This window comes from Embleya scabrispora (genome assembly GCF_002024165.1).
Classification (GTDB): domain Bacteria; phylum Actinomycetota; class Actinomycetes; order Streptomycetales; family Streptomycetaceae; genus Embleya; species Embleya scabrispora_A.
In genome coordinates, this window is record NZ_MWQN01000001.1 from 6,494,519 (window position 1) to 6,509,686 (window position 15,168).

The 15,168-nt window shown below is 74.3% G+C and carries 11 protein-coding genes; 9 read left to right on the forward strand and 2 right to left on the reverse strand.

The annotated features are described in order from the left end of the window. Positions 1 to 37 precede the first annotated feature (37 nt). Complete coding sequence (locus B4N89_RS28570) at positions 38 to 265, forward strand: hypothetical protein (protein WP_078978644.1); 228 nt, start codon at positions 38 to 40, stop codon at positions 263 to 265. 861 nt (positions 266 to 1,126) lie between these two features. After that, entirely contained in the window at positions 1,127 to 1,702 is a 576-nt protein-coding gene (locus tag B4N89_RS28575; protein WP_201260923.1) for a phosphoribosyltransferase family protein, read from the forward strand. Positions 1,703 to 1,748: 46 nt separating this feature from the next. Here B4N89_RS28575 and B4N89_RS28580 read toward each other — a convergent pair whose 3' ends face one another. Then, on the reverse strand, positions 1,749 to 2,060 hold the full coding sequence (locus B4N89_RS28580; protein WP_078978645.1) for a WhiB family transcriptional regulator: 312 nt from the start codon (positions 2,058 to 2,060) through the stop codon (positions 1,749 to 1,751). Between the two features lie 301 nt (positions 2,061 to 2,361). On the opposite strand from B4N89_RS28580, the gene B4N89_RS28585 reads away from it, so the two are divergent. The 7 genes from B4N89_RS28585 (at position 2,362) to B4N89_RS28615 (ending at position 14,511) form a co-directional block, all read left to right on the forward strand. Continuing rightward, positions 2,362 to 4,251, forward strand: coding sequence for a penicillin-binding transpeptidase domain-containing protein (locus B4N89_RS28585; protein WP_143658119.1), 1,890 nt, complete (start codon positions 2,362 to 2,364; stop codon positions 4,249 to 4,251). Between the two features lie 236 nt (positions 4,252 to 4,487). Next, entirely contained in the window at positions 4,488 to 4,718 is a 231-nt protein-coding gene (locus B4N89_RS28590) for a hypothetical protein (RefSeq protein ID WP_078978647.1), read from the forward strand. 121 nt (positions 4,719 to 4,839) lie between these two features. Further along, the gene (locus tag B4N89_RS28595; RefSeq protein ID WP_143658120.1) at positions 4,840 to 5,244 is read left to right on the forward strand and encodes a hypothetical protein; all 405 of its coding nucleotides are present in this window, start codon (positions 4,840 to 4,842) and stop codon (positions 5,242 to 5,244) included. Between the two features lie 585 nt (positions 5,245 to 5,829). Further along, positions 5,830 to 7,242: a hypothetical protein gene (locus tag B4N89_RS28600; RefSeq protein ID WP_078978649.1), complete on the forward strand. Its 1,413-nt coding sequence runs from the start codon at positions 5,830 to 5,832 to the stop codon at positions 7,240 to 7,242. Between the two features lie 101 nt (positions 7,243 to 7,343). Continuing rightward, a complete protein-coding gene (locus B4N89_RS28605) occupies positions 7,344 to 8,891 on the forward strand; it encodes a hypothetical protein (protein WP_235618831.1) in 1,548 nt (515 codons plus the stop codon). Further along, entirely contained in the window at positions 8,888 to 9,736 is an 849-nt protein-coding gene (locus B4N89_RS28610; protein ID WP_078978650.1) for a hypothetical protein, read from the forward strand. Before B4N89_RS28605 ends, B4N89_RS28610 begins: the two co-directional genes overlap by 4 nt. 188 nt (positions 9,737 to 9,924) lie before the next feature. Next, positions 9,925 to 14,511, forward strand: a complete 4,587-nt coding sequence (locus B4N89_RS28615) for a hypothetical protein (protein WP_078978651.1) — start codon at positions 9,925 to 9,927, stop codon at positions 14,509 to 14,511. Between the two features lie 15 nt (positions 14,512 to 14,526). Here the strand turns inward: B4N89_RS28615 and B4N89_RS28620 are convergent, their stop codons facing one another. Then, positions 14,527 to 15,072, reverse strand: a complete 546-nt coding sequence (locus B4N89_RS28620) for a nuclear transport factor 2 family protein (RefSeq protein WP_078978652.1) — start codon at positions 15,070 to 15,072, stop codon at positions 14,527 to 14,529. Positions 15,073 to 15,168: the final 96 nt, after the last annotated feature.

Genomic DNA, 15,168 nt, shown 5'->3' on the forward strand with positions numbered 1-15,168 from the left:
GGGAGAAGATGGAGGTAATCGGTCGAAGGGGGCACGAATGAAGGGCGATCGGGTCGAGATAGTGGTCGACGCGGGCGACAGCACCAAAACCTACGAGATGACCGCGACCCGCGCGGGGCGCCGGCTCGACGTCGCGGTCCGGCGCGGCGTGGTCGAGGTGAGCGAGTTGACCCGAACGGGCACGGTGGTGCGCACGGCGCGGTTCATGGCCAGCCGCGTACTGGCGCTGGTCGAACAGCCGTTGGACCAGCCCGGAGCCGACTGACCATGTGACGACGGCAGTCGAGGCAGGCGACTGCCGTCGCCCACGGCCGGCCCCAACCCCCGCCCACCAACCGCAGGCCGCGCGGCGACCGGGCGCCGCCTCGATCCGCGCACGCCAACGGCTGCCGAAGCCTGTGCGTGCGGCAACCGCAGGCCGCCCAGACCGCGCGCCGACTGCGGGCGACCCATGCCCGCGGGCAGCAGCCGAGTGCCCCCGAAGTCCGCGCACGCCGGCGGTTGCCGAAACCTGTGCGTGTGGCGGCGGAGCGCGGCTCGGGCTCGTACGTGGCGACGGCAGGCCGGCCGAGTCTGCGCGCGGTGGCCGAGTGTCACTCGAGCCGCGCACGCCGGCGCTTGCCGAAGTCTGTGCGTGTGGTGGCGGGGTGTGGCTCGGGTTCGTGTGTGGCGACGGCGGGTTGGCCGAGTCTGCGTGTGGTGGCCGAGTGCCGTCCGAGTTCGCGGGCGCCGGCGGTTGGCGGAGCCTGTGTGGCGGCGGAGTGTGGCGCGGGCTCGTGTGTGGTGACGGCGGGTTGGCCGAGTCTGTGTGCGGTCGCCGAGTGCCGCTCGTGTCCGCACGGGGCCGGCGGTTGTCGAAGCCTGTGTGTGGCGGCGGAGTGTGGCGCGGGCTCGTGTGTGGCAACCGCAGGCTGCCCGAGTCTGCCTGCGGGGGACGGGTATCGCCCGAGTTCGCGGATGGGGACGGTTGTTCGAGCCCGTGGGTGGGGGCGAGGGGTGTTCGAGCTCGGGTGCGGCGACTGTGGGACGTTCGGGCGCGTCCGTGGCGGTGTGCTCGTCCCGGTAGTCTCTCCGGTCGAAGATCGACACGGGCCGGTGCGGGGAACGAAACGGGGTGGGCGCCGAGGTGACGAGCCGTCAGGGCAGCCTGGGAGCCGTCGCGCGCCGACTCGCCGACGCGTTCGCCTGGCGGGAGACCCCGTGGGGCACCTTCGCCGACGCGTCCGAGTGGTGGCACGACCCCGAACTGCTCGCGATGCTCGGCCCCGGGCTCGGCGCCCTGCACGCCGACGCGCGACCGACACTGATCGTCGGGATCGAGACGCGCGGCCTCGTCCTCGGTCCGATCACCGCGCTGCATCTGGGCGTCGGCTTCGTGGAGATCCGCAAGGATCGACGGATCGTGGGCGAGTACCGGGGCCCCGCCGCCGATCCCCTGCTGCGTGCCGCCACCCCGCCCGAATACCAGGACGGCGGCCTCACCCTCGTGGTCCCGGGCCGGTTGTTCCGCCCGGGCGACCGGGTGTTGCTCGTCGACGAGTGGATCGAGACCGGCGCACAGGCGAGCGCGGTGCGGCGCATGGTCACCGAGGCCGGCGCCGAATGGATCGGCGCGGCGGTGGTGGTGGACGCCTGCGCACCGCACGTACGGGCCCGACTGGACGTGCGCGGTCTGCTCACCGAGGACGATCTGCCGGCGTGACCCCCCGGTCACCGGCGTCCGCGGCGGGACCCGACGGTCGGCCCGGTCAGGCCGCCGTCGTGGTTTCCTCCCGGTCGTGTCCCTGCTCCTGCTCGCGCAACAGCGCGGCGCGTTCGGTCTCGCCGAGACCCGCCCACACCCCCCGGCGTTCCGGGACCGACATCGCGTGCTCGTGGCAGCGCCGCCGCACGGGGCAGGAGATGCAGACCTTCTTGGCGACCCGCTCGCGCGCCCGGCGCTCGCCGGGTCGCTCCTGGTCGTCGCCGAAGAAGAGGCCGGCGTCCAGGCCCCTGCATGCCGCGTCCTCCTGCCACCCGTAACGCGGTGGTGTCGGTATGGCGATCCGTGTGGTCCCCATCGCCCCGTTCTCCTCCTGCTCGACGGTGCCAACGGTCAGTGCGGGGCCCCCGTCCCGGCTGACCCTCTTGCTCCTACCGACGCATCGGATGAGAGACCGGTTTCCTCCCGCGGGCAATTCGGCTCCCGTTCGCGCAGGGTTGAGGGCGATCCCTCACTCCCTCGTTCGGAGCACCTCAACAACCAGGTCACAAGTGGCTCGTACACCTGCCCGATGACCGATTCGCCCCGGCGGCCCCGGTAGCGTGACCGGAGGCCGCCGGCGGTTGTCGGGGGTTCGCGGAACGTACGGGAGGAATCTGGTGGGCAGCAGGATGCGACGGTTGCCGTCGGCCGTGCCGTTGATGGTGTCGGTCGTCGTGGTCGCCGGGCTGACCTCGTGCAGCGGCGGAGAAGACAAGAAGGACACCTCGGAGACGACGGCCAGAGACTTCCTGGCCGCGTGGCAGAGCGGCGACACGACCAAGGCGGCGTCCTTCACGGACAACCCCGCCACGGCCAAGCAGGGTCTCGAGACCACGGGCAAGCAACTGGGGATCGCCAAGGCCGAGTACAAGGCCGGCGCCTACACCAAGGGCAAGGACAACGCGCCGGCCACGCTCGCGTACAACGCGACGTTGACCCTCAAGGGGGTGGCGGACCCGGTCAAGATCGCGTCCACGGTCCCGATCGTCACCGCGAACGGCAAGTCGACCGTGCACTGGACCCAGACCATCGTGCACCCGCAACTGGCGGACAGCGGGAAGATCAAGCGGGATCGTACGCTGCCCAAGCGCGGTGAGATCCTGGACCGCTCGGGCAAGTCGCTGGCCACCACGACGCCCGTGGTGGCGCTGTCGCTGTGGCCGGCCAAGATCACCAACCCGGACGCGCTGTACGCGGCGCTGTCGGACCCGATGTTCGACCTGGACATCCCCAAACTCAAGGGCCGGGTCGCGGCGGCGGATCCGAACCAGTCGCTGCCCCTGGTGACGCTGCGCAAGGAGAAGTGGGACGGCGGCGGCCAGGTCAAGCTGGCCGGCCTGGGCGGGATCCAGGTCAAGGAGGGGGCGACCCAGTCCGGCGACGTGGCGAAGCAGATCGTCGGCACGGTCGCCTCGGGCGACAACGCCGACCTGCTCAAGAACGCCGACCCGAGTGCCTCGTCGGCGGACCAGGTGGGCGCCTCCGGCCTGCAGTACCGCTACGAGAAGAAGTTGGCCGGCGTCGCCGACCTGAAGATCACCGTCGTGGACGCGGGCGGCGCGGAGAAGGCGACCCTGGTCGACGTCAAGGGCAAGCCGGCGGAGTCGCTGAAGACCACCCTGGACCCGGCCGTGCAGAAGCAGGCCGAGGACGCCCTCAAGGCGGTGACCGGCGGCAACAACGCCTCGATCGTGGTGCTCGACGCCAAGACCGGCGGGATCACCGCCGCCGCGAACACCCCGTCGAACGGCGACAATCGGGCCTTCACCGGGCGCTACCCACCGGGCTCGACCTTCAAGACCGTCTCCTCGGGCGCGCTGTTGCAGGCCGGCATCAAGCCGACCGACAAGGTGCCGTGTGAGAACACGCTGGTGGTCAACGGGCAGACGTTCAAGAACTACGACGGCCTCAAGCCGATGCCCGACGCGCTGTTCCAGGACGACTTCGCGCAGTCCTGCAACACGGCCTTCATCGGCAACCGCGCCAAGATCCAGAACGACACGCTGAGCAAGCTGGCCGGCGACCAGTTCGGGATCGGCGCCAAGTGGGACGTCGGCACGGTCACCTTCGACGGCTCGGTACCGACGGCCAACGGCGAGAACGACAAGGCCGCGTCGATGATCGGCCAGGGCCGGGTGCTGGCCAGCCCGCTCGTGATGGCCTCGGTCGCCGCGACGATCGCCTCCGGCAAGTTCAACCAGCCGGTGCTCGCGCCCGACGACGTGCCGGGCCGGGTGCCCTCGCATCCCCTGGACCCGTCGATCGCCGGCCAGCTCAAGGCGCTGATGCAGGGCGTGGTGGCGAACGGCTCCGGCAAGATGCTCCAGGGCATCCCGGGCACGGTGGGCGCCAAGACCGGTACCGCCGAGTTCGACGAGAAGGGCGAGACCCTGACCCACGGCTGGATGATCGCGTTCAAGGACGACGTCGCGGTCGCGGTGCTCGTGGAGAAGGGCAAGTCCGGTGGCTCGGCCGCCGGTCCGGTGGTGAAGGCCTTCTTCGGTTAGCCGACCTCCGATCGACGCGGGCCCGTTGCCCCGGGGGTACCCCACACGACCGGTCGACGGAAGCGAAGCCCCGGCGCGCGATGCGCGCCGGGGCTTTTCGGTGCGTCCAGGCGCGCCCGGCACGCTCCTTGTGACACCGGGATGCACCTGGACACCATCCGTGTCCGATGCGAGCGTGAGAAGTGACCGGCAATGACAGCGGCGATCGTTTTCGCTCTCCGAAGGGAGTCGACGTCATGTCGAACAATGTCACCCTGGTGGCCCGGGTTCCGGTGCTGCCGTCCGCCGACGCCGAACGTCCGATCGAGCTGAGATTCGGCCCGCACACCGACGAGCACGGTCGGCCCACCGACGAGTGGACGGTGGAACGACTGACCGCGGACCAGGCCGCGAACCTCGTCGAGGACCTGGCCGCGGTGCTCGGGTTGAGCGTGGTCGGTCCGGCCGAACTCCGGGTGGTCTCCTGACCGACCGCACCCCCCACACGTCCCATCCGCGTGGCGCTCCCGTGCGCCGTACGGGTGGGACGCGTGCGCGCGGCGGCGCATTTCGGGCCGGCGGATCGTTTCGGCGCCGCACAATGGCCGCGTGAGCAGCCAGACCGCAGCAGTACGGAATCCGGCCGTGAGCAGCGACTCGCCCACGCCGGCCACGGAACCGCTCGGCGTCCGCGAGTCGCCGCCGAGCCGGGTCGGCGAGCGCCGCAAGGAGGCCGATGCGCACCCGACCGGCCCCCGGGTGCGCATGGTCCTCCCGGACGGGCAGCACCTCGAGGTCACCCTGGTGAGTTGGCACCAGTACCGGGACGGCAGTTGGCGCGCCCGCGTGCGCTGGCCCGTCTGGGGGGCGTACGGCTTCGCCGCCGACGTGGAGACCCGGGCGTGGGCCATGGAGTCCTTCGTACCCGCGAGTGTGCTCGGCCCGCTCGACGGCGAGGACTACGGCACCGTCCGACACGACCGCCCACGCATCCCGGTGCCGAAACAATCCTGAACCGTCCCCGGCCTCCTCCGCGGATCCGGGCGCCTGCGTCCGCCCGCCTTCGCGGACCCGGACGTCGGCCTTCGGCCGCCCTTGTTCGCCCGGTCCCGCACACCCCCACGGCCGCCTCCGCCCGCCCTCGCGGGGCCGGACGCCGGCCCTCGTACGCTCGCCCGCGTTCGCGGACCCGGACGCGCGCCCCTCGCGGACCCGGGCTCCGCCCCTCGCACACCCGAGCAGCCGCCCCTCGCGTCCGGGTGGTGTCCTTGCACACCCCCACAGTCGCCTCCGCCCGCCCTCGCGGGCCGGAAGTCCGCCCTCGTACGCTCGCTCGCCCTCGCGGACCCGGACGCCCGCCCGAGCACCCGCCCCTCGCGGACCCGGGCTCCCCTCTCGACACCCGAGCGGCCGCCCCTCGTCCGGGCGGCGTCCTCGCACACCCGGGCGGCGGGTGGGCCAACGGGGGCGGTACAGTTCATGGCTTCGGGTGACGAAACGGTGACAACGGCGCCCGCTGGTTCGCCGAAACAACGGGCAACGGGTACATGTGTCCTAAATCCTGTTGCTCCAGGGTTGCCGGCCACCGATGCTTGCGGCATGTTCGATCCGGTCATCACCTCGCATGACGCCCTCCTCGGCCTGCTTCGCAGCGGCCACGGACAGGGCGCCCGGCGGGCCCTCGTCGCCGACCGCGTCGCCGTGCTCGACGCGCTCGACGGTTGCGTGGTCCGCGATCCCCGTGCCGTTCCGGCCACCGAGTCCCGCTCGCTCTATTACGCGCGGCTCTACGCGGACCTCGACGCCGGCCTCGACGGCCTCGCCCGACATCTGCTGTGCGAGGAGGACTGGACCGACGAGGACGCGGACCGCACCGCGCTCCCCCTCGCCGTCCTCGGCACGCTCGCCCGCCTCGGCCGCGCCGACGCGACCGAGTTGTTGCGTTCCTACGTCGAGGAAGGCCGCGACTGGCCGGAGGCGCTGGACCGGCTCGCCGCCATCGGACAGGACGCGGCGCTGACCGGCATGCTCGACATCGTGCTCGAGCGCGGCGAGGACGACGAACTCTACGACTGCGTCAAGCGCTCCACCGGCATGCGCCCCTGGCGGACGTGGGCGGCCGAGGACGAGCGGGTGCGCGCCGTCGTCGAACAGGTCGACCTGGACTGGTGGCGCTGGGAGTTGACCCGCTCGGTGCGCCCCGGCACACCGCCGACCGCGCCCGCGCAGACCGTCGACCAGGTGCTCGCCGAGGCCGCCGACGGGCCACGCCAATCGCTCGCCTGCGGCCGACGGCTCGCCGCCGTCGCCGGGCCGGAGCACCGCGGCGCGATCCTGGCCGCCGCCTGGGCCGGACCCGACGGCGCCAGAGCCGCCGCGCTGCGCTACCTCGGCGAACAGGGCGACGGCGCGCTGCTCGACCTGGCCGAGGGCGCGCTCGCGCCCGACGCGCCCACCGGGGTGCGGCTCGCCGCCGCACACGCCATCGGCGGCCTGCGCACCCCCGCCGCGGTCGCCCGGGCGCGCACCTGGGCCGCCCGCGAGGACCTGCTCGGCGAGGTGGCCGTGCGGATACTGGCCGGTGCCGGGGAACCCGCAGACGGACCGATTCTGCTGCACGCGCTGCGCGCCAGGGTGGCCGCGGCGCCCCCGATCGGCGCGGCGGACACCGACCAGGCCGACCACTTCCGGCTGCGCGACCTGGTCACCGGGATAGGGCGCCTCGCCCTCGTCGACGCGCTCGACCTGATCCGTGACGTCTACCGCGACGCCGCCTCCGCCGGACTGCGCGCCTGCGCCGTGGAGACCCTCGCCCGGATAGAGCCGTCCTTCGCCGCCGAGACGGCCGTGGAAGCCCTCTGGGACTGCCAGGCCGACACCCGACTGATCGCCGCGCGCCACGTGGACGCGCGCCGCCCCGAGGCCGTGACGCGACTGCGCCGGCTCGCGGGCGACCCGGCCGAGCACGCCGAGGTGCGCACCGCCGCCAAGGCCAGGCTGAGCGAGATGTGAGCGAGACGTAGCCGACCCCCGGCCGACCCCGCCCCCGTTCGGCCCCATCCGGGGTGGGCGGGCGCCGAGGCTGTCGGCCGAACGTCCTAGGCTCTACTCCCATGACCGTTTCCGCCCGAGCCGTCCGGCCCGGGGAGCTGCCGCCGCCCGCCGGCCCGGCGCTGCCCCCGGGCGCGGCGCACCCCCGCTCCGGGGTGACCGAGGAGGGCTTGGCCCGCCGCCTCAAGGCCCTCGCCTGCACCGCGCCGCTGCACGACCTGGAGGCGCGCAAGGCCAACCTGGCGGGCGAGTACACCGTCTACGCGATGGCCGAACTCGGCCTCGCCGCGATCGACCTGGTCACGGTCACGATGGACTTCGACACCGGCGCCGACCACGAGGAGATCGTCAGCCGGCTCCGCCCGCGCGTGGCCGCCCAGGCCCCCGGGCGCGACCCGGCCGAATACGAGCGGGTCGCCCGCTGGGTCCTGGAGAACCTGATCAACGTCGGCAGCGTCGACCGGGGCTTTCGCGCCGTCTACGGCATGTGGACCCGTGAGGGTGAATACATCCGGCGCGACTACGACTTCAAGCTCCTCGAAGAGGTCCCCGGCCCCGACGGGCACATCTTCCTGCGCGCCACCGACGAGGCGATCAACGTCCTGGTCGGCGCCCTCGACACCGACGTGACCAGCGCGCAGATCGCCGCCGACGTCAAACTCGACCACCTGATCCGGCGCGGCCGGCTCGCCGAGGCCAGGTTCGCCGCCGAGCAGGCCCGCTACCGCACCGTGCAGTACGCCGAATCGCTGCGCCGCGCGCTGGACGCGACCCGGCGCAACGTGCGCGCCGTCGACTGGCTCCAGGCCGTGCCGGACCTGATCGACGAGGCGTTCGACCACGTCGCGGACCGCTACCGGCACGAGAACGCGATCCTGATCAACATCCGCCGGGCCCGGGACGAGGCCGAGGAGAGCGAGCGCAAGCGCGGCGCGGCCGAGCTGGTCGACATCGTCCAGGACTGCATCCGCCGACACACCCAGTTGCAGACCCGGCTGATGGAGGCCGGGCCGCTGTTCCGGGCCGAGCAGGACCGGCAGGCGTTCGCCGCCCCGAGCACCCGCACCGGGCTCGACCTGTACGGGCAACTGCTGCGCCCGCTCCTGGAGTTGCCCGTCGGCGACGCACGCCGGGCGACCGACCGGTTCTTCGCCGCCGGCACCGGCCTGCGCACCCCCGTCGCGGTGCGCCTGCACGACCTGACCGAGATGTTGCTCACCCCGCCCGCGCCACGCGACCACCTCGGCGCCGAACTGCCCGAGCCCGACGTGTCGCTCACCCCCGACGACAGCCGCTACAGCGAGCGCCAGCACGACGCGGCGGCGCTGCTCCTGGACATCCCGCCGGAGACCCCGCGCCGGTTGTCCGGGCTGCTCGCCGAGGCCCGCGAGGCCGATCCCGACCTCGGCTACCTGGTCGCGCTGCTCGCGTTCCACGCGGCCTCGCCGCCGGTGGGGACCGCGCTGCGCCAGGGCGATCGCACCCTGCTCGTGGCCGTCGACGACGGCACCGAACTCGACGACCCCGAGGTCGGCGGCGCCGACCTGATCATCGGCACGGCGGTTCTGACCGGCGCGCGCCCCGAGCCGGAAGGGCCCACCCCCGGATGAACCACGACACGGCGGCCGACGCCGCCCCGATCACCTCCGCCGACGTCGGCGACGCGGCCCGCCTGGTCGCCTTCGGCCTCCAGCCCAAGCTGCTGCCGGCGCGCGACGCGGAATACGCCGACCTGATCCGCCGACACCGCGAGGATCCGCGCTTCGCGGCGCTCGCCGCCGCCGTCGCGGCGGGGCTCGGCCTGGTCGTCCTGGAGGTGTCGCCGCGTGCCGGGATGGCGGTGACCGCCGGTGAGGACTCGGTGTTCGCCGTCCGGATGGGCGACTACGCGCGTCGGGCCGGTACCGAGTCGGCCGACCGCTTCCTGCACGGCCTGGCCCACCTGGCGGTGGCCGCGATGGCCTTCCCGCGCCCCGAGGACCTGGCCGACGACGCCTACGTGGGCCGGCTCAGCGTGCACGGGGTGGACGCCTTCGTCCGCCAGGCCTGCCGCCGCCTGGAGGAACGCGCCGAACTGCGCGGCGAGATCAGCGACCCCGAGGTGGACGGGCCGAGCCTGGAGGCGGCCTGGCGGGTCTACGCCAGACGCAGCGCCACCGGCGCGACCAAGGACGCCCGCCGGCTCGCCGCGTCCACCGTGGGCATCGTGGCCAAGGCGGTGGCGTTCCTGGTCGACTCCGGCTTTTTGCAGCGGGTCTCCGACGACGGCGGCGGCACCTACCGCACCACGGCGCGCTACCAGCTCCAGGTCCGCGACACGGCCGGCTCGGCGGCGATGTCGGAGCTGCTGGAGCTGGGCGTGGTGGCGGTCACCGACGGCAGCCCGAGCCTGCTGGCCGCCGCGGTCGACGGCGAACTGGTGCCGGGGGCCGGGTTGCCCTTCCACGGCGTCTGACCCGCGTGCCGGGTGGCGGTGACCGGTGCGGCGCGGGTCTCGATCGTCCGCGCGTGCCGCGCCGGGTGCGCCTGGTGCCGTCCGTCCGTGCGTGCGTGTGTTTTTCGGATGTTCCGCGGAGTGTGTGTTTCGTGCCGTTCGTTCCACCTGTTTCGTCCTGTGCTTCGACCAGAGAGATTTGACCGCCGATGTACGAGCTGTCCCGGGTCCGCCTGTTCTCCATCGGGCCCGCCGGTGCGCGTTACGCCGACACCGTGCTCGACCTGCGCGGGGTGGGTGCGCCCGTGCCCGACCCGGCGCCCAGGCAGGCGCAGTTGTTCGAGGGCGAGCCGGTCGGGCCGCCGCGCCGACCCGCGCCCGCGGGCGTGTTGTTCCTGGAGAACGGCGGCGGCAAGTCGGTCCTGCTCAAGCTGATCTTCTCGGTGATGCTGCCCGGACACCGCAACACCCTCGGCGGGGCCAGCTCGGGTGTGCTGCGCAAGTTCCTGCTCGCCGACGACTGCGGGCACGTCGCGCTCGAATGGCAGCACGTGCTCACCGGCGAGACGGTCGTGGTCGGCAAGGTCAGCGAATGGCGCGGCCGACAGGTCTCCTCCGACCCGCGCAAGTTCGCGGAGAGCTGGTACTCCTTCCGACCCGGGCCCGGGCTCACCCTGGACGCGCTGCCGGTGCAGGTCGGCGGGCGGCGGCGGACCATGCGCGGCTTCCGCGACGCGATGACCGAACTGCACAAGGTCTACCCGGACGTGGACGTGGTCTGGGAGGAGATCCACGACCGCTGGATCGAGCACCTGAACCTGCTCGGCCTGGATCCGGAACTGTTCCGCTACCAGCGCGAGATGAACGCCGACGAGGGTGAGGCGGCGGGCCTGTTCGCGGTCAAGAACGACGCGGACTTCGTCGACCTGCTGCTGCGCGCGGTCTCCGACCCGGCCGACACCGACGGACTCGCCGACCTGGTCGACGGATTCGCGGTCAAGCTCGCCCAGCGTGCCGAGCTGACCGCCGAACGGGACTTCGTCGAGGGCGCGGTCGAACTCCTGGACGCGGTCGGCGAGGCCGCCTCGCGGCGCACCCGGGTACGCGCGGTGCACCGCAACGCCGAGGACGCCGCGCGCGGGCTCGGCCGCGAACTGGGCGCCCGGGCCGAGCGGGAGCGCGAGCGGGCGGCCGAACTGGCCCGGCGGGTGGCCGACTCCGCCGCGGCCGTGGACGCCGCCGAGCGGGCTCGGGCACACGCCGCCCTGGTCACCGCCGAGATCACCCACCGGCACGCGGGCATGCGGCTGACCGCCGCGGAGAAGGACGCCGCCCGGATCAAGCGCGAACTCGGCGACGCGCGCGGGCTGCACGCGGCCTGGCTGGCCACCGAGGCGGTGTTGCGGCACCGGGCCGCGGTGGACCGGGCCGAGCGGGTGGACGTGGCGATCCGGGCGGCCGAGCGGGACGCCGCGCCGGCCCTCGCCGCCCGCCAGGACGCCGCCTCGGCGCTGGTGCGCGCGCTGCACGCGGCCGCCGCCGGGGCGGAGGGCCGGGCGGACACCGAGGAGCGGCGCGCGGCCGAACTCCAGGAGCGGGGCGAGCGGGCGCAGCGGGCCGCCACCACCGCCGCGACCGAGGCGCAGCGCACCCGCAGCGAGGCGGCGCACCTGCGCGGCCGGCTCGCGGAGGTGGGCGCCGAACTCGAACTCGCGGTCGAGGCGGGCTGGATCGACGACGACGGCGACCCGGCCGAGTCCGCCGCGCGCGCCTCGGACGAGGAAAAGGCCGCCGCCACCGCCTGGACCGAGGCCCGGGCGGGCGCCGAACAGGCGGCGGCGCGGGTGCGCGAGGCCGAATCCGCGCGCGGCCGGGCCGAGTTGGCCGCCGCCCGAGCGGCGGACCGGCTGGGCGTGGCCGAGGCCGACCTGACCGCCGTGCACGACAACGCGACGGCGCTGGCCGCCGAGCCGAGGGTGCGCGAACTCCTGGGCCCCGACGCCGAGTCGGCGATCGGCGAGCAGGCCGCGCGCACCTTCGACCGGGCCGCCGACGTGCTGCGCGAACTGCTTGCCGAGGCGGTCGGCGAGGGCGAGCGCACCCTGTTCCACCTGCGCACCGGCGCCGCCGACGACTCGCGGATCCTGGCCGCGCTGGGCGACGGCGGTCTGCTGCCCGCCGGCCCCGACGTGCTGGCCGCGGTCGAACTCCTGGGCGAGCACGGCATTCCGGCCCTGCCGGGCTGGCGCTACCTGGCCCAGTCGGTGCCCGCCGAGCGGCACGCCGCGGTGCTCGCGGCCCGCCCGCAGCTGGTCGACGGCGTGATCGTCACCATGCACAACGCGATGGAGCGGGCCCGGGACGTGCTGGCCGAGGCCGCGCTGCTGCCGCGCTCGGCCGTCGCGGTGGGCACCCCGCAGGCCCTGTTGGAGCCGGGCGAGGAGCGGGCGGACACGTTCCTGGTGCCGCCGAACCCGGCGATGCACGACGAGCGGGCCGCCGACACCGAGCGGGACGCGCTGCGCCGGCGGGCGGGCGAGCGGCAGGAGGCGATCCGCGAGCGGGCCGCGCGCCTGGAGGCCGATCGGGCGCTCGCCGGGCGGCTGGCGACATGGCGCGCGGCCTGCCCGGCAGGCCGGCTCGACGAACTGTTCGAGGCGGTCGCCGACGCGCGGGTCGAGCTGGCCGCCGCACAGGCCGCGGGAGAGGCCGCCGAGATCGCCGCGGTGACCGCCGAGCAGGACCGGGCGCAGGCCGTGGATCGGCGCGATCGGCGGATGGACGCCGCACAGACCGCGCGCCGCCGCGCCGACGCGCTGGCCGGGCTCGCCTTCCGGCTGCGCGAGCGGGCCGGGTGGGCGCGCCGGATCCGCGAACTGGAGCAGGAGACCACCGAACACGAGGCCGGCGCCGAGGCGGACCGACTGCTCGCCCGCACCGCCGACGAGGACCGCCGGCAGGCACAGCGCTCGGCCGACGACGCGCGCCGCACCGCCCGCGCGCTGCGCGAGGAACGCGCCGAGATCACCGGCGCGTCCGAGGAGCCGGTCGCCGACGAGGCGGCGGACGAGGCCGCCGCCCGCGCGTCGTTGCCCGCGCTGCGCGAGGCGTACCGCACCGCCCGCGCGCTGTACGAGAAGGTGGGCGTGGGCGCCGACCTGCGCGCCGAGCAGGCCCGCGCGGAGAGCGAGGAGTCGGCCGCACAGGGCACCCTGGACCGGCTCACCGCCAAGGTGCGCCGACAGGCCGCCGAGCTGCTGGACGGATTCGACGGCTCCGACGGCCCCTCGCGCCTGGCCGCCGCCGGTCGCGCCGAGGACCACGTACGCACCCTGGAGGGGCGCGCCGACGCGGCCAGCGAACTGCTCGGCCGACTGCGCGGCGAGGTGGAGCGGCACGCGCCCGCCGAGGGCCGCGAGCACCACCTGGACCTGCCCGAGGAGCAGCGACCCCGCGACGGCGCACACGCGCAGGAGTTGTTGCGGGCCGCCGGCGCCGAGCACGCGACGCGGACCGAGGAGGTCGCGTCGGCCCGCGAGACGCACGGGCGCCTGGCGCGCGAGCACACCGACGCCGAGCACGCGGCCGGCGCGTTCGGCGAGGTGGCGGGCTCCCTCACGGACACGCTGCCGGCGGTGCCGGCGGACCCCGAGCAGCCGGCCGCGACGCCGTTCGCGGGTCCGGTCGCCGACGCCCGAGACGCGGCGACCACGTGCCGGCGCGCGCTGCGGGCCGCGGCGGCCGACCTGTCCGCCGCCGAGGCCCAGGTCCGCGAGCGCACCGAGACGCTGGTGCGGCACGCGGGCGCGACCCGCTTCGAGCAGGTCCGGATGCCCGCACGGCAGCAGATCCGGGAGTTGCCGCCGGCCGCGCTCGCCGAGCACGCACCCGCCTGGTCGGCGGCCTTCGCGCCGCGACTGCGGGTGCTCACCGACGAGCTGCGCCAGATCGAACGCAACCGGGACAGCATCGTGGACCGGATGCGCGGGATGGTGGAGGCCGCGCTGACCACGCTGCGCGCCGCGCAGCGGTTGTCCCGGCTGCCGGAGGAGCTGGGCGAGTGGTCCGGGCAGGAGTTCCTGCGGATCCGCTTCGACGAGCCGGACGCGGCGGCCCTGGTCGAGGCGCTGGGCGAGGTGGTCGACGAGGCGACCCGGACGATCCGGCGCGGCCGCGACGGTACGGTCGGCGGGGTGCGGCGGGACGGGATGACGCTGCTGCTGCGCGGGGTGCACGCGGCGCTGCGCCCGCGCGGGGTGCAGGTGGAGATCCTCAAGCCGGACTCGGTGTTGCGGGCCGAACGGGTGCCGGTGGGGCAGATGGGTGACGTGTTCTCCGGCGGCCAGTTGCTCACCGCCGCGATCGCGCTCTACTGCACGATGGCGGCGCTGCGCAGCAACGACCGCGGCCGGGCCCGGCACCGGCACGCCGGGACGTTGTTCCTGGACAACCCGATCGGGCGGGCCAACGCGTCGTATCTGCTGGAGCTCCAGCGCGCGGTGGCGGATGCGCTGGGGGTGCAACTGGTGTACACGACGGGGCTGTTCGACACCACGGCGCTGGCCGAGTTCCCGCTGGTGGTGCGGCTGCGCAACGACGCCGACCTGCGGGCGGGGCTGAAGTACATCTCGGTCGAGGAGCACCTGCGGCCCGGACTGCCGGTGCCGCAGGAGCCGGACGCACCGCAGATCGTCGGCGAGATCCACGCGACCCGGGTCTTCCGCAAGCCGGTCGAGTCGGTCGAGCCGGTCGAGGCACCGGAGGCGGGGGAGACCGTGGCGGAGCCGATCGGCTAGCGCGAGGCCGATCGATCAGGCCGGCGGGCCCGGGGCCGCGGGGAACGGCGCGTATACCGCGTCGCTGCGGTCCCGTCGGCCCGTGCGCAGCCCCTCGGGCACCGGCCACTGCCCGGCCGCGTCGTCGACCCGGACCCACTCGGTGGTGGCCACCCGGCGGGCGATCCGCCACACGCCGTCGCGCCGGGCGAAGTCGTCGATGTAGCGGAAGCCGGTGGTCAGGTTGCCGCGCGGCGCCGGGTCGGCGCTGCGGTGGAAGGCGATCCCGTACGTCTCCGAACGGGCGAGATCGGGCGTGTCGTCGCGGAAGTCCACCAGGTGGTTGCCGGTCAGATGCATGGTCGATGTGTATCGGGGGAGCAATCGCCCGATCCACCCGAGGAATTCGTCCACCGTCCCGGTGAAGCTGCCGTGTTCGTCGGTGGCGTCGGGGTGGTAGCACGCGCGGACGGCGTCGAGGTCCATCCGGTCGATGCCCCGGCAGTACCGCGACACCACGTCGCGAATCGCCTGCCGGTCGATGAGTCTGCGCAGCTCCACGTCCCCGCCGAAGTCGTCCATGACGCACGACACTACGGTCGGGAGGCATGGATCTCCTCGGCCGGGGGGACACGGAACACCTCCGGGCAGCGACGACGTGGCGACGACAAGGGTGAT

Excerpts from the sequence above, each read along its gene's own strand:
- B4N89_RS28610 (WP_078978650.1), top strand. The coding sequence starts at position 8,888 with ATGAACCACGACACGGCGGCCGACGCCGCCCCGATCACCTCCGCCGAC.
- B4N89_RS28600 (WP_078978649.1), top strand. The coding sequence starts at position 5,830 with ATGTTCGATCCGGTCATCACCTCGCATGACGCCCTCCTCGGCCTGCTT.
- B4N89_RS28580 (WP_078978645.1), bottom strand. The coding sequence starts at position 2,060 with ATGGGGACCACACGGATCGCCATACCGACACCACCGCGTTACGGGTGG.
- B4N89_RS28615 (WP_078978651.1), top strand. The coding sequence starts at position 9,925 with ATGTACGAGCTGTCCCGGGTCCGCCTGTTCTCCATCGGGCCCGCCGGT.
- B4N89_RS28620 (WP_078978652.1), bottom strand. The coding sequence starts at position 15,072 with ATGGACGACTTCGGCGGGGACGTGGAGCTGCGCAGACTCATCGACCGG.
- B4N89_RS28590 (WP_078978647.1), top strand. The coding sequence starts at position 4,488 with ATGTCGAACAATGTCACCCTGGTGGCCCGGGTTCCGGTGCTGCCGTCC.
- B4N89_RS28605 (WP_235618831.1), top strand. The coding sequence starts at position 7,344 with ATGACCGTTTCCGCCCGAGCCGTCCGGCCCGGGGAGCTGCCGCCGCCC.
- B4N89_RS28570 (WP_078978644.1), top strand. The coding sequence starts at position 38 with ATGAAGGGCGATCGGGTCGAGATAGTGGTCGACGCGGGCGACAGCACC.